The sequence below is a fragment of the Nostoc sp. FACHB-888 genome (genome assembly GCF_014696655.1).
GTDB lineage: Bacteria > Cyanobacteriota > Cyanobacteriia > Cyanobacteriales > Nostocaceae > Nostoc.
The window spans coordinates 66,076-79,813 of the sequence record NZ_JACJQM010000012.1 but is presented as its reverse complement, the minus strand read 5'-3'; the positions used below and the strand labels follow the sequence as shown (position 1 = coordinate 79,813).

Sequence of the window (13,738 nt, the reverse complement as noted above, 5' to 3'; positions counted from 1 at the left end):
GGATGTTTGTAATTTTGGAGAAGTTGTACATAAATTTTCTAAATTTATTGGTGATGGTTAACACACCGCCCAAAATTGAAAACAAATTTGCCGAAAAATTAAGATTTATTTTAAAAAAGCAACAGTAATATTGTTAAATTCAGAAGCTAGATTCTAATCAGGAACAAGGTTTGAGCGATGCGTACGCCTACACAGCGCAGCTAAAATCCTTACAAGTCTTCACTTCATCAGGGATACAACTTTTGAGACAATCAGAAACGATTTAATAATAATCAAACACTTATAGTCCACTCTTATCGGACTCCGTGTTATTTCTATTGAAAAGGGAGAACACAAACATGAAATTGGCTTACTGGATGTATGCAGGCCCAGCCCACATCGGCACTCTGCGAATCGCTAGCTCTTTTAAAAATGTCCATGCGATCATGCACGCCCCCATTGGCGACGACTACTTTAACGTCATGCGCTCCATGCTATCGCGGGAGAGGGATTTCACTCCGGTAACAACCAGTGTCGTCGATCGCAACGTTTTGGCACGCGGCTCCCAAGAGAAGGTAGTAGATAATATCGTCCGCAAAGATGCTGAGGAACACCCAGATTTGATTGTATTAACTCCCACCTGCACCTCCAGCATTCTGCAAGAAGACCTGCACAACTTTGTCGAACGGGCGCAGTTGGAAGCAAAAGGAGACGTAATGCTGGCGGATGTGAACCACTACCGCTACAACGAACTGCAAGCCGCCGATCGCACTCTCGATCAAATCGTCCAATACTACATTGAAAAAGCCCGGAGGCGGGGTGAATTGGCTGAGGGCAAAACTGCGAAACCTTCGGTGAACATTATCGGTACTACTACCCTTGGTTTCCACAACAATCACGACTGCACCGAACTGAAACGGCTAATGGCTGACTTAGGAATTGAGGTAAATACCTTAATTCCCGAAGGTGCTTCGGTGAACGACTTGAAGAAGATGCCCAAAGCCTGGTTTAACCTGGTGCCTTACCGTGAACTCGGTTTAACCACAGCGCGTTACCTGGAAGAACAATTTGGCACACCTTATATAGACATTACGCCAATGGGCGTAGTGGAAACTGCCCGTTGTATTCGCAAGATTCAGCAGGTAATTAACGCTCAAGGTGCAGAAGTTGACTATGAAGACTTTATCAATGAGCAAACCTTGCATGTATCTCAGGCTGCTTGGTTCTCCCGTTCGATTGACTGTCAAAACTTGACTGGCAAAAAAGCTGTAGTATTTGGTGACAACACCCACGCCGCCGCCATCACCAAGATTCTGGCGCGAGAAATGGGAATTCATGTTGTTTGGGCTGGAACCTACTGTAAATATGATGCAGACTGGTTCCGCGAACAGGTTAGCGAGTATTGCGATGAAGTGCTAATTTCCGAAGATCATGGTGAAATTGGGGATGCGATCGCTCGTGTCGAACCCTCTGCCATTTTCGGCACTCAAATGGAACGCCACGTTGGTAAACGTTTGGATATTCCCTGCGGCGTAATTGCAGCACCAATCCACGTTCAAAACTTCCCCATTGGTTACAAACCATTTATGGGTTACGAAGGCACGAATCAGATTACAGATTTGATCTACAATTCCTTCACTTTGGGAATGGAAGATCACCTATTAGAAATCTTCGGTGGTCACGATACCAAAGAAGTTATTACTAGAGGAATTTCTGCTGATTCTGATTTGAATTGGACAAAAGATGGTCAAGCAGAATTGAATAAGATTCCTGGATTTGTTCGCGGCAAAGTGAAGCGAAATACTGAGAAATTTGCCCGCGATCGCGGTTTCAAAGAAATCAACGCTGAGGTTTTGTACGCCGCAAAAGAAGCTGTCGGGGCTTAGATTAGCGGTTAATCGAGAAGATTGAGGGGTGAGGAGTTATGTATACTCTTTACCCCATTTTTTTGCTTTAGTGATAAAAATTAAATTATGAGATATTATAGATTTAATATTAATTTTTATATATTTTTTCAATAACTATTTAAAATAACTAAATTAAATATGAATGATGACAAAGCGGCATTGTTTGCGGCACTGTGTCAGGCTGGTATTAAGCACAGTCCAGAAAAAGTTGTGCGGATTGCCAAGCAAGCTGATGGCAAAATCGTATTTTTAGAAGAGGGCAAAGCTGGTAGAAGAGGTAGCGGATTATCACACATCTTAAAGGAACATCAAGATGATTTTGCCAGACGCGGAATCTCTCAGAATGAAATCCCTGATGCTGTTATGGCTGCTGTGACAAGAGGAAAGTTTCTTGGTTATCAAGGAACGATAGAACCTCGCCGGGAAATCTATGAAGTAATTTTTAATGGACAAACACAATACATAGCAGTGAGTGTAGGCGATAATGGTTATATAGTCGGAGCTAATCCCGCCTCTTTACCATAATTTCACCTGAATAGCTATGGCAGTAAAGATAAAACTAATGGCTGATTATGGGTGCGACCCTTTATGGTGGGCAGATGCTGATAAAGTTGGTAATATCGATCCAGCAAAACTGCCCCTCAGTCAAGAAACCATTAGCCATCTGAGAAAATGGGCATCTGCTTACAATGCAACATTAAATTGGCAAGATCCTGCTAACTCACCAGATTTGAGTGCAGAGGCTGAAGCGGCTTTTGAAGAAGAAGGAATTAGTCTTTGGAAGGAATTGCAAACAGAACTTGCACCTAATTATCAAGTTGTTTATTTCAGTGAGCCATTAGGCAAAGTTTTAACTCATCCTAGTGAATTAGAAGTTTTACGTCCTATTCAGTAATGATTTCACGTAACAGAATATAAATTTAGTGCAGCACCAATAAATTAATTGCGATCGCGGTTTCAAAGAAATCAACGCTGAGGTATTGTACGCCGCGAAAGAAGCTGTCGGCGCGTAAGTTAACGGGTTAGCGATTTTTAATAATAAAGGGCATATCTTAATAAATGCCTTTTATTATTACTTATTCTGATTTCAGCAGACGAATAAAGCCAGCTTGTTCAAAGTGCTTATCTGTGGTTAATGCCTCTTTAATGCCAAGCTGTTGCATGATTATAAAAGAAGTGCTATCCACCAAAGACCAAGCTTTATCTTCTCTAGTTTTGAGCAACTCCCAAGCTGCTGAATCTATTGTTGGTTCAATATAAATTAAGTTGATATAAGGAGCAGTTCTGACAGCTTCTACGTATTTAAATAACTGCGGACGAGGTACGCGTAAAGGGCTATTTAGCAAAGCCACCAGTTCAATAACAACATAATTAGTTGTTACCATTGCTTGATTTTGCTGACGTTTATGTTGAAACTACTGCTTTGCTTGTTCATGGTAGGACTCAGTTGCAATAAATAAATTAGCCCACCCCGATGTATCTATAAAGACTTTATTCGCCAATTTTTAACTCCTGCTGCAAAGTTTGCTGGAGATATTGATCGTGGTTTTCTCCTACATCAGAATTATTAAATTCCAATGTACCGAGTAAAGGTAAAATTGGATCTAATTCGGAGATATTTTCCTGTTTAGCTGATTGAGATAACGATTGCAGGATTAAATCTTCTAAAGATAGATTCAGCTTTTGCGCCTGAGCAGTTAATTTACTTTCTAAGTCATCTGACAACTGTATTGTTAATGTTTTAGCCATTTTATTCACCAATTCCGAATGATAAAAATAACATTATAAATGAGTATTTAACTATGATGCTTATAATATTATATGCCCAAATAGCAAGTGGAAGAAAGTCTTTGTCTAGCTTGGGGACAATCGCAACTATTTGTCAAATGTGAATTATAAGTTTTACGTGCTATTCAGTAATGATTTCAGTTAGCAGAATATAAAACTATAACACCACCAATAAATTTGTCTGCGATCGCGGTTTCAAAGAAATCAATGCTGAGGTGTTGTACGCCGCGAAGGAAGCTGTAGGAGCGTAGATTGGGTAGGGAGAATCCTGAAAAATAAAAGGCATCCTTTGTGGATGCCTTTATCTTATTTTTGAAGTTGTTAGAGGGTTTGCTTTATTACACGAGGATTTATAGAATAATTTGGAGCGAGAAATACCTACCCTACTTATCAAATCCCAGCGAATGCTTTAGCTCCTCCAGACGCAGCCCCTACAACTGGGCAAAAAGCTACTGCTGCTGCTGCTGGCGGGAAGATCGTTGTAGCGATTCCATCTAAAGCGTAGCAGGCCAATGCTCCTCCAATAGCAAACCCACCTGTTTTTATAAATCCATCCACAACAGTATCAAAAATTTTTTCACCTATATTTTCAAGTTCTGGAAAATGAAGAGAATTGAATGAATCATTCCAGTTATTTACATTAGCATATCCTGAATTATTGATGATATTACTATCTACAAACAAAAGATTTGAGTTACTTGAGTCAGCGTAAGCAGGCTCCGTAATTCCAGCAATAGTAAGAACTAATGCAACGATAAGTGCAATCAGGCTCCGAAACATTTTAAATTCTCCTTGTTGTATTATCCTAATTTTTTGATTTCTAAATTTACTAAAAACTTTTTCAGTAAAAATTTTAATCCCTTTAGCTTTTTATAAGTCAATCTCACTAATAAATGGTTAATTTATTGTAAAATTTATTATAACTATTGTGAAGTTTGAGCTTTGCCAGTAATTTGCGTAGGTTAACTTGAGGGACAAAACCCAACATTAACAATACAGTTTTTGGGTTTTGCTATTGTTCTATACCTAGTAAAATTATTCTTAATTTAACCATTTTGGGTGATAAAATTAAGGACTAATTATGCGCTGAATTCCAATCAAAATAGGTTCATACTCGTCAGATGTTAAACTCCCCCGGTAATCAACAATACGGTTAAAATCCAAAACTCTGACCTGATCTAATAAAGCAATAGATGGCGACCTTAACCCAGCAACTCCTGCTGCAAAACGTGGATATAAATCTGGTGAAGCGATTGCCCACGTTTGCCCTCTATCAGTAGTCATGGGAATTACAACTATTAACGAAAAGCGAGATACCCCCAAGCGGCTTGGGAACCCGACAACAATTGCAGGTCTATAACCTTCTTGCTCACGACCTTGAGGGTTTTGTTGAGGAAAACGTGCTGTTACAACATCCCCAAACTGTAAAGAACGAGTAGTCATTCCTCAACAACGACTATTCCCATTCCAGGAACATACTTAATAGGTAAACCTTTATCTAGTTCGCCGGGTTGCCAATCATAAGGTTCATAGCTACCCAAATTTGATAAGTCAGTCTCTAGCCATCCTGCATCCGATTCTTCATTGACTACAGATAACTGACATACCTGACGATTCTCTTTTCGCCACTCTAGAAACTGTAAGAAATCTAGAACTTCCTGCTGTGCATTTTCTGGAAGGCGTTCTAGTTTCTCTAAAATCTTTTCTTTGAGAGAATCCATGTTTACAGACACCATCTTTGCTTAATAGTGTAACTCATCGCTTCTAGCCAGAATAATAGGCTTTTATCCCAAAAGTAATATCTGACGACAACCTACTATGCATTTATGAATCCTGGCAAAGCTTGTCTTGCAAGATGTTAACCTATAGCGATCGCTGCTGCAACCCCTCAAGCGATCGCATTCCTTAACAGAAAAATTTACTGATAAATAAAAATTAATAGCGAACAAATATCACAATACAAAATTATTACTTCGGGGATCTAATAGGCAGAATAGCCTACTAAAGTCCGAACCGATGTGTCTCCCATAACGAAGTAAAAAAAAGATCATAAAACCCTCGCAATCTCTCTTATAGAAAAAAAGCAGATGCATGTTAATGTTTTAATCTCATTGACTTACCTTCGTGCCTTTCCCTATGCATCTGCACTATTTACACCCCCAACACCTTGAAGAATTAGTCAAGAGTAGTGGTATAGACTTACACCTAGTGCAACTCAATTTTAGGTCACTCCAAGGCGTAACTGCTTATGAGTACCTATTGATTTCTGAGCTACTCCCTCGCACCAATACCGGAATGGTGAAAAGTGGATGGTTGCAGCGTTATGCTCATATCACTGAAGGTGGTTGGTGGTGTTCGGGGCTAGACCCTTTGAATAATTGGCAAATGATGGAATGGGGATGCTTTAAGCCAAACCAACCCCGACAGAATCACAATGGTAAGTCTATCAAATACGAGCATCCCCCCAGCACGCCAACGCGGGTGTTTTGTTTGCGAGTAACGCTGCAAGTGTGGCAGCAAGTCGCTGGACGTTACAATCTCGTCATGCCTGACAATATCATCATTACTGCTGATGGTGAAGCTGAAGGCTTCTGGCAATGGGTGATGCAACAGAATATTTCCCTGATTCTATGCGAGGGTGTGAAGAAAGCAGCCACACTGTTAACGCAAGGATATGCAGCTATTGCTATTCCCGGAATTACCAGTGGTTATCGGGTTGTTAAAGATGAATTTGGCAAAGTTACCCGTCGTCAGCTAATTCCTGATTTAGCAGCGTTTGCAATTACAAAACGTAGTTTTTATATTTGCTTTGATTTTGAAACTCAACCTAAAACAATTGCTGCTGTAAATAATGCGATTTCTCAACTTGGTTGCTTATTCCAGCAAAAAAATTGCACTGTTAAAGTCATCGAACTTCCAGGAATCGAAAAAGGAGTAGATGAGTTTATCGTTGCGAAAGGTGCAACTAGTTTTGATAAAGTTTATCGCCAAAGTGTTGATTTAGAAATTTATCTTGCTCAAACCAAACCCCACACTGAGTTAACTATTCCTGCGGCTCTCACATTGAATCGGCCTTATATAAGTGAAATACCTTTCCCAACTTCTGGATTAGTAGGAGTCAAATCAGCAAAAGGAACAGGTAAAACTACAGCACTGCAAGCCGTTGTTCAGCAAGCAAAAATTATAAATCAACCTGTTTTGTTAATTACTCACAGAATCCTACTAGGAAGATTTTTGTGTGAAAAAATTGGTATTCAATGGGGAACACATAAAGAAGATACAAAGAAAAGGATTGATAAAACACTTACCCCCGCTCCTCCCATTCTCCGCTCACTCTCACCTCAGCAATCTCTTGGATTGTGCGTTGATTCTATTTGGAAACTTAACCCGGAAAATTGGCGGGGAGCAATAGTAATTCTGGATGAAGTAGAGCAATCTTTGTGGCATCTATTAAATAGTAATACTTGTAAACATAAACGTGTAAAAATATTAAAATTATTCCAGCAATTAATTTCCACAGTTTTAACAACTGGAGGGTTAGTGATTGCCCAAGATGCTGATTTATCAGATGTATCACTTGAATATTTACAGGGATTAGCAGGAATTAAATTAACACCTTGGGTAGTTCTAAACCAGTGGAAACCTCAGCATGGTTGGGATGTAACTTTTTATGATTCGCCGAACCCAACACCGCTAATTCACCAACTGGAATTGGATTTACTTGCTGGACGTAAATGTTATGTTACTACCGATAGCCGCGCTGGGCGTTACAGTTGCGAAACAATTGAACGTTATCTGAAAGAGCGGTTACAAAAATTACGAAGGCAATTTCCTAAAACTTTGGTAGTTAGTAGCCACACTACAAACACACCTGGCCACGAAGCGGTTGATTTTATCGCAGCAATCAATCAAAAAATCTCTGAATATGACGGCGTTTTTGTTACCCCTAGCCTTGGTACAGGAATTAGTATTGATGTCCAACATTTCGACCGAGTTTATGGTATTTTTCAAGGGGTAATTCCTGACTCGGAAGCAAGACAAGCATTAGCAAGAGTGAGGGATGATGTGCCGCGTGTTGTCTGGTGCGCGAAACGAGGTATTGGCTTAATTGGTAGTGGTAGTACAAATTATCGCTTGCTATCTGATTGGTATCAAGAAAATCAAAAAGAAAACTTAGCTTTGCTTAGTCCACTACATAAAATAGATGTGGATTTACCTTTAGTTCATGACCCGATTCATTTGCGAACTTGGGCTAAGTTATCTGCACGGGTAAATGCCTCTATCCGCCTCTACCGTCAATCGATGCAAGATGGTTTGATTGCTGATGGACATCAAATTCAGATGCGGAGTAACGCTGTTCACAATAATATTATTCGAGATTTACGCCTTGCGTTTTTGGCAACTGATGCTGATGATTTAGCTACCCGCAGAAGATTAATTTTAGAAATTGTCAAAGTTCAAAAAGATTGGGCGCAAAGCCGTCAAAAAGCTAAAGATATTAAACGCAAAATTAAAGAGATTAAGCAGCAAAATCAACTCTCAGTAGCAACTGCTGTAGCTAATGCTAAAGATATTGATTATGTAGAATATGAGCAGCTATTAGTGAAACATTCCTTGAGTGATGCAGAACGCAACCAAATTAATAAATATGTTCTCAGGCAAAGGTATGGTATAGAAGTTACCCCTTGGCTGAAATTGCAGGATGACCAAGGATATTATCGTCAATTGTTAATTCATTATTATCTAACTCATGAAAGCGAGTATTTTCACGTCAGAGATCAGCAAGAATGGCATCAGCAATTGTCTTGGGGTGAAGGTAAAGTTTTTCTCCCAGATTTAAAAACTTACACACTCAAGGTTGAGGCTATGAGAGCTTTGGGAATGCTTCAGTTTCTCGAAGCAGAACGAGAATTTATTGAAAGTAATCCAGATTTAATATTGCTAAAAAATATTGTTTTTCAGCACAGCAAGCATATTAAAAGAGCGCTTGGGATTAACTTAGTCGGGGAGAAAGAGCAGGTTTCAGCAATAAAAATACTCAGCCGACTGTTAAATTTACTGGGCTTGAAACTAAAGCGGGTAAATGAGGTTTATCAAATCGACCTAGAAACACTTTATGATGGCAGGGATAAAATATTTGCAGTCTGGCATCAACGGGATAAGTTAATGTTGGCTCATGTTAAGAGTGTTGGCTATGAGTTGCCTGATTATTCTTCAGATTGGAAGCTTGAAATTATCCAAACCAAGGCTTATGCCACAGTAGCCAATATCCTTGACAGCTAAGGTAAAGCGAAACGGCGTGTCTAAAGATAGCCAAGCATTAGTTATACAATTAGCCCAATTTCTAATTTGTCTTCACCCGCGCCTGCTTCACCATTGCAATTAAAGTTTGATGGGCATCTTCCGCATCTGCTAAAAGATGATCAAACTGAATGCGAACTGGTATAGCTTCCCCATTCACTTCCGCTGTTAAATCCATACCCTGTGAATCAATTGACAGCATTTGTGCTGCCCTCGCATCTGTTACACCACCAAAAGCCTTAGCATAAAGAACTATGGCATCAGCATGATCATCATTCATGTGCTTACAGATGCGCGAACTAATATCAGCAGAAAAAGCTTTAGACATTATTGAGATAGAAAATGAACGATACAGCAACAGCTTAAAATTTAAGCTAAACGCGAATGAAATTTGCTGATTTTCTTTCTTAGCACTCAAGATCCTGCACTTTACCTGATTGCTGTCACAAATTAATTTTATTTATGAGGGAATAATTAAATTAAAATAAAACTTATTCAGTATTTTTACCTTCCATTACGGAAACCAGACAGCTTAAACTGTAGCAGAAGTATTAGCCAAACTATTGAAGCTAAGAGACAATGAGCGAAATTAGCCCCAGACGAATTGTAATTGGGGATGTGCATGGCCACTATGAAGGTTTGATGACATTGCTGGAGGCGATCGCCCCCACATCAGACGATCAAATCTATTTTCTGGGAGACTTAATTGATCGCGGGCCTCATAGTTCACAAGTAGTTAATTTTGTCAAGCGGCATAACTACTCATGTTTGCTGGGAAATCATGAGCAGATGTTATTAAACATTCTGACCAATGAAAGAACTTCCTCGCCAACCATGCAAGCATGGCTGTACAGTGGGGGGCAAGCTACCGTAGCCAGTTACCATGAAGCTTCAATCCCTGATGATCATCTAGATTGGTTCAAGAGTTTGCCTACATATCTCGACTTGGGGGATATTTGGTTAACTCATGCTGGTGTTGACCCTTCCAAGTTGGTGAGAGAGCAAACTGCCGATCAACTTTGCTGGATACGAGAGGAATTTCATAGCATTGAAAAACCATACTTTCCAGATAAGCTTATTATCATCGGTCACACCATTACCTTTACTCTGCCGGGTGTTTCTCCTGGCAAACTAGCACAAGGGCAGGGATGGCTAGATATAGATACTGGCGCTTATCATCCCCGGAGTGGCTGGTTGACTGGACTGGATGTCACGAATAACTTGGTTTATCAAGTTAACATCTTTAAAAACTATCTCCGTACTATGCCCTTAGAAGATGGGGTGATCAGAGTTGATCCAGCCAAAATCAAAGTCGATCGCCGCAATAAGAATTAAGCAATATTCGAGATGGATGGCGAGATGAGGGGGATGAGGGGGATGAGGGGGATGAGGGAGACAAAGGGAATAACCAATGCCCAATGCCCGATGCCTAATACCTCAAGACCTTACTAATGGTCGAATATTAGCTTTATAACTAGCATTATCCAACCCATAATTTCCTTTGCTAGGTTGCGATTTAATTGCACGTCTGAGGTTATCAATGCGATCGCTAGTTCCGGGGTGCGTACTCAAAAATGTCGGAGTAGAACCACCCTTTTTCAGTAGCTTTTGCATAAAAGAAACCATCCCAGACTGGGCATAACCAGCGCGTGTCAAAGTTCGTAATCCTCTTTGATCGGCATCAAATTCATCTTGACGACTGCGGGGACGATTCAAGGCAAGGTCTACACCAATGCCCACGGCTATATTACGATCTAAACCGGTTGCTGTTGCTAAACCACTAGCGATCGCTCTTTGCCGCATCTGTTTAACCAGGTGTTTCCCGCCAATGTGACCAATTTCATGGGCAATTACACTTGCGAGTTCTGCTTCATTATCTGCGGCTTTCAGCAAACCTGTGTGGACATATACATAACCTCCTAAAGTCGCAAAGGCATTAATAGCATCATCATCAACTACTTGGAAGGTAAATGGTAGGTTGGGGCGATCGCTATTAGCTACTAAACGCCGACCAATTTGTTCTACATAGCGATTAACTTCAGAATTCCGGTAAAGTTTGACTTGACCCCCCACTATTTGCTGATTAATCTGCTTACCAATATCAGTTTCCTGGCGATCGGATATATTAGAAAGCTGAAGTACCTGGACTCCTTGCAATATAAGAGGCAAGAAGTCTAAAGTTCTTCCAGGCAGGGGTGTACTCAGGCACAGACTCAGGGCGACTACCACCGAAATTAGGGGATAAAACCAGCGACGCCGCCACACACGGTAACTTGCAACAAAACCTTTCCAATTGAACATAATACGCTCTAAAGATTATTTCGGGAGAACATAAAATTATGGGACAAGTTATGAGACGGATTTAGAGTATTCTAAGTTGCATTCTTAACTCAAGACCAAAGGAGTTGTAATACAGATAATATTTACGCAAATCTACCGTATTTCAAGGATTAGGAGATTCCCTCTACAGATAAGCTGAAACACTAGATATTACATTCTGGGTGCCTCAGTCTTAACGGGCAAAAATTTGAGGGTTAGCTGCCGCACTAACTTGTGAACTGTCGCATAACCGCAACACCAAGCCGCTTTAAGTTATTACCAAATAGGTAAAATTGCCGTTCCTATCGAAAACCTTCTTGCTACAATCAATTACTTCGCTATTACCTCGTAAAATTTTTTATGGCTATTTTAGATTCAAAAGGTCGCTTGTTCGGCAAAATCAACCTCTTAGATTTAGGTGCTGCCCTAGTAATTCTGCTAGTTATATTTGGCATCTTTGTCTTTCCTGGCACTTCTGGTTCTGTTGCCCAAATCGGCTCAAAAACAGTACCTATAGAAGTAGACTTAGTAGTTCGTGGTTTGAATGTCCGTGACCCTGAACAACTATTTGACAAAGGATTAAAAAAAGGTGGAAAAACTAATGTGATTATCCGCAATCAACCCCACGGGCAGATTGAGATTAAATCCATTCAACAACTACCTAGAACAGTCAATGTTTTCCAACCTGATGGCACTGTTAAAGAATTACCAGATCCAAAAACCAACAATTTTAGTACAGATTTGCTTTTGACTTTAGATGGCAAAGCCCAGGTAACTGAGAATGGTCCAGTTCTGGGTAATAGTAAAGTTAAAATTGGAATGCCATTTGAGTTGGAAGGCTTTAACTACAACTTCAATGCAACTGTTATTGATATCAGATTAAAAGACAAGTAGCGCTCTCATTTTAGTCCTCAAAAATAGACTGATAAACCGGATTTTATGTAATCTAAAAAGCTCGGTTTATCAGATTAATTAAAACTAGAATTACTTAGGAGGTTTAATTTTAAACATTAAATACGTTCCTCCTAAACCTTCTACAATTGTGCGTGTATTAGTAATCATCATTTTCTGATAAGTGTCTGCCTCGCTTCCTATTTCACCAAGTCCCTCAGTATACAACTTTCTGTCAGAAATGTTAACTTCAGCTTCTCTGGCTACAGATTCAAGCAAATTAGGGTTAATTGCCGCTTCAGAAAAAATTGTTGATACTTTAGCTCGTTTAATATTTGTAACCAAATTTTTAACTTTTGTTGTAGGTGTCAAATTTCCGTTAGTACTAATACTTTGCAATCCCCCTGCTAATGGAATACCATATGCTTTGGCGTAATAACTCAGTGCGTTAGAGGTTGTAACTAACTTGCGCTCTTTAGCAGGAATACTAGTAATTCTTGACTTAATCCAGCTATCTAGTTGAGTGAGTTCATTTGTGATTCTTTTAGTATTGTTAGTATAAGCTTCTGCATTGCTAGATTCTAATTTTCTCAGGTTACTATTAATTATCTCCACCATCCTGATAGCATTCTTGGTATTGTGCCAAAGATGAGGATTCGTTACCTTCTTTCCGCCTTTCTGAAATTGTTGTGGCTTAGACACTGCAAGTTGCCCAACAGCTATTTTAGGTGCAGTGTTTTTAGTAGCTTTAATTAATTTGATCAAATTTGGTTCTAAATTATAGCCACTATAAAGAATAAGATTAGCTTGCTCAATGGCTTTACGATCTTCCGGCTTTGGTTTATAAGATTGAGGATTGGCACTAGGATCAATTAAGCAATTGAGGTTAACTGTATTCCCAGCAATTTGTTTGGTTAAGTCACATAATACACTTGTGGTTGCTACTACTTGAGGAAGATTCTCATTTACCTGTGCGGAAGTTTGAGTGAATGCAGTTCTTGCAGCTTGAGTTCCACACCCAACAAATCCAATTGTCAAAGCAACAAAAATGGTTCGTAAGCAATTAGCGGATGGTAACTTTTTTGACATCCTCACCTCCTACTGGATGTATAGAAAAAATAATCATTATCAGTAACAGATTAGTAAAATACCAGGGGGAAGCCTTCAACAAGAAAGAGGTTAAAGGTTAAGGGAAGATGGGTAAGACCGCGGCTGAGAAAATTATAAAAGTTAAAGGAAGAGGAATTAATGAACTCTTTCCTTTCCCACTTTTCCTTTATACCCACAGCACATACAGCAATTTTTGCTCGGTAAACCACTAGTACTCGCAATCCAAAACTGACGTGTGGAGACAAGCAGGGAAAGCAGAGGGGAAAAAAGAACTTGATTTTCTTACCATAAACCAAGCATTGTTGCCTTTATAGACTACTAATGAGGTTTTTACAGGCAAAATTTTAGTTAACTTCACGCGATAGAGTGGAAAACTGGTAGAGGTAAAAGCACAATAATAAAGGTGATACTGGCGAGCCTGCGGTAAGGAGTGTAGTGTAGTT

General features: G+C 39.7%; 14 protein-coding genes. 6 read left to right on the top strand and 8 right to left on the bottom strand.

Going from position 1 to position 13,738, the window contains the following annotated elements; translation table 11 throughout:
• Positions 1–338 precede the first annotated feature (338 nt).
• The 3 genes from bchB to H6G26_RS10200 all read left to right on the top strand — a co-directional run bounded on the left by bchB (position 339) and on the right by H6G26_RS10200 (position 2,781).
• Entirely contained in the window at positions 339–1,865 is a 1,527-nt protein-coding gene (bchB, locus tag H6G26_RS10210) for a ferredoxin:protochlorophyllide reductase (ATP-dependent) subunit B (RefSeq protein WP_190729140.1), read from the top strand.
• A 159-nt stretch (positions 1,866–2,024) separates the two neighbouring features.
• Positions 2,025–2,411 (top strand): hypothetical protein, encoded by a 387-nt coding sequence (locus H6G26_RS10205; RefSeq protein ID WP_190729139.1) that lies wholly within the window; start codon positions 2,025–2,027, stop codon positions 2,409–2,411.
• A gap of 16 nt (positions 2,412–2,427) precedes the next feature.
• On the top strand, positions 2,428–2,781 hold the full coding sequence (locus tag H6G26_RS10200; RefSeq protein ID WP_190729138.1) for a hypothetical protein: 354 nt from the start codon (positions 2,428–2,430) through the stop codon (positions 2,779–2,781).
• Between the two features lie 181 nt (positions 2,782–2,962).
• On the opposite strand, the gene H6G26_RS10195 is transcribed toward H6G26_RS10200, so the two are convergent.
• From H6G26_RS10195 to H6G26_RS10175, 5 genes are all read right to left on the bottom strand, one after another.
• On the bottom strand, positions 2,963–3,271 hold the full coding sequence (locus H6G26_RS10195) for a type II toxin-antitoxin system VapC family toxin (protein ID WP_199326762.1): 309 nt from the start codon (positions 3,269–3,271) through the stop codon (positions 2,963–2,965).
• Positions 3,272–3,377: 106 nt separating this feature from the next.
• A complete protein-coding gene (locus H6G26_RS10190; protein WP_190729137.1) occupies positions 3,378–3,635 on the bottom strand; it encodes a hypothetical protein in 258 nt (85 codons plus the stop codon).
• Positions 3,636–4,064: 429 nt separating this feature from the next.
• A complete protein-coding gene (locus tag H6G26_RS10185) occupies positions 4,065–4,454 on the bottom strand; it encodes a hypothetical protein (RefSeq protein ID WP_190729136.1) in 390 nt (129 codons plus the stop codon).
• A gap of 288 nt (positions 4,455–4,742) precedes the next feature.
• Complete coding sequence (locus tag H6G26_RS10180) at positions 4,743–5,117, bottom strand: type II toxin-antitoxin system PemK/MazF family toxin (protein ID WP_190729135.1); 375 nt, start codon at positions 5,115–5,117, stop codon at positions 4,743–4,745.
• Entirely contained in the window at positions 5,114–5,395 is a 282-nt protein-coding gene (locus H6G26_RS10175; protein ID WP_190729134.1) for a DUF2281 domain-containing protein, read from the bottom strand. The genes H6G26_RS10180 and H6G26_RS10175 overlap by 4 nt, the downstream gene beginning before the upstream one ends.
• A 415-nt stretch (positions 5,396–5,810) precedes the next feature.
• On the opposite strand from H6G26_RS10175, the gene H6G26_RS10170 reads away from it, so the two are divergent.
• On the top strand, positions 5,811–8,957 hold the full coding sequence (locus tag H6G26_RS10170) for a plasmid replication protein, CyRepA1 family (protein ID WP_190729133.1): 3,147 nt from the start codon (positions 5,811–5,813) through the stop codon (positions 8,955–8,957).
• Positions 8,958–9,018: 61 nt separating this feature from the next.
• Here H6G26_RS10170 and H6G26_RS10165 read toward each other — a convergent pair whose 3' ends face one another.
• On the bottom strand, positions 9,019–9,303 hold the full coding sequence (locus H6G26_RS10165) for a DUF2470 domain-containing protein (RefSeq protein WP_190729132.1): 285 nt from the start codon (positions 9,301–9,303) through the stop codon (positions 9,019–9,021).
• Between the two features lie 251 nt (positions 9,304–9,554).
• Here H6G26_RS10165 and H6G26_RS10160 point away from each other — a divergent pair, with 251 nt between their 5' ends.
• Entirely contained in the window at positions 9,555–10,310 is a 756-nt protein-coding gene (locus tag H6G26_RS10160) for a metallophosphoesterase family protein (RefSeq protein ID WP_190729131.1), read from the top strand.
• 102 nt (positions 10,311–10,412) lie between these two features.
• On the opposite strand, the gene H6G26_RS10155 is transcribed toward H6G26_RS10160, so the two are convergent.
• Complete coding sequence (locus H6G26_RS10155; protein WP_190729130.1) at positions 10,413–11,276, bottom strand: M48 family metalloprotease; 864 nt, start codon at positions 11,274–11,276, stop codon at positions 10,413–10,415.
• Positions 11,277–11,654: 378 nt separating this feature from the next.
• On the opposite strand from H6G26_RS10155, the gene H6G26_RS10150 reads away from it, so the two are divergent.
• Positions 11,655–12,188, top strand: coding sequence for a DUF4330 domain-containing protein (locus tag H6G26_RS10150; protein ID WP_190729129.1), 534 nt, complete (start codon positions 11,655–11,657; stop codon positions 12,186–12,188).
• A 90-nt stretch (positions 12,189–12,278) separates the two neighbouring features.
• Here H6G26_RS10150 and H6G26_RS10145 read toward each other — a convergent pair whose 3' ends face one another.
• A complete protein-coding gene (locus H6G26_RS10145; RefSeq protein ID WP_190729128.1) occupies positions 12,279–13,274 on the bottom strand; it encodes a zinc ABC transporter substrate-binding protein in 996 nt (331 codons plus the stop codon).
• Positions 13,275–13,738 lie beyond the last annotated feature (464 nt).

Bases quoted from the DNA above. Each gene is read 5' to 3' on its own strand.
- bchB (WP_190729140.1), top strand. From the start codon at position 339: ATGAAATTGGCTTACTGGATGTATGCAGGCCCAGCCCACATCGGCACT.
- H6G26_RS10205 (WP_190729139.1), top strand. From the start codon at position 2,025: ATGAATGATGACAAAGCGGCATTGTTTGCGGCACTGTGTCAGGCTGGT.
- H6G26_RS10200 (WP_190729138.1), top strand. From the start codon at position 2,428: ATGGCAGTAAAGATAAAACTAATGGCTGATTATGGGTGCGACCCTTTA.
- H6G26_RS10195 (WP_199326762.1), bottom strand. From the start codon at position 3,271: ATGGTAACAACTAATTATGTTGTTATTGAACTGGTGGCTTTGCTAAAT.
- H6G26_RS10190 (WP_190729137.1), bottom strand. From the start codon at position 3,635: ATGGCTAAAACATTAACAATACAGTTGTCAGATGACTTAGAAAGTAAA.
- H6G26_RS10185 (WP_190729136.1), bottom strand. From the start codon at position 4,454: ATGTTTCGGAGCCTGATTGCACTTATCGTTGCATTAGTTCTTACTATT.
- H6G26_RS10180 (WP_190729135.1), bottom strand. From the start codon at position 5,117: ATGACTACTCGTTCTTTACAGTTTGGGGATGTTGTAACAGCACGTTTT.
- H6G26_RS10175 (WP_190729134.1), bottom strand. From the start codon at position 5,395: ATGGATTCTCTCAAAGAAAAGATTTTAGAGAAACTAGAACGCCTTCCA.
- H6G26_RS10170 (WP_190729133.1), top strand. From the start codon at position 5,811: ATGCATCTGCACTATTTACACCCCCAACACCTTGAAGAATTAGTCAAG.
- H6G26_RS10165 (WP_190729132.1), bottom strand. From the start codon at position 9,303: ATGTCTAAAGCTTTTTCTGCTGATATTAGTTCGCGCATCTGTAAGCAC.
- H6G26_RS10160 (WP_190729131.1), top strand. From the start codon at position 9,555: ATGAGCGAAATTAGCCCCAGACGAATTGTAATTGGGGATGTGCATGGC.
- H6G26_RS10155 (WP_190729130.1), bottom strand. From the start codon at position 11,276: ATGTTCAATTGGAAAGGTTTTGTTGCAAGTTACCGTGTGTGGCGGCGT.
- H6G26_RS10150 (WP_190729129.1), top strand. From the start codon at position 11,655: ATGGCTATTTTAGATTCAAAAGGTCGCTTGTTCGGCAAAATCAACCTC.
- H6G26_RS10145 (WP_190729128.1), bottom strand. From the start codon at position 13,274: ATGTCAAAAAAGTTACCATCCGCTAATTGCTTACGAACCATTTTTGTT.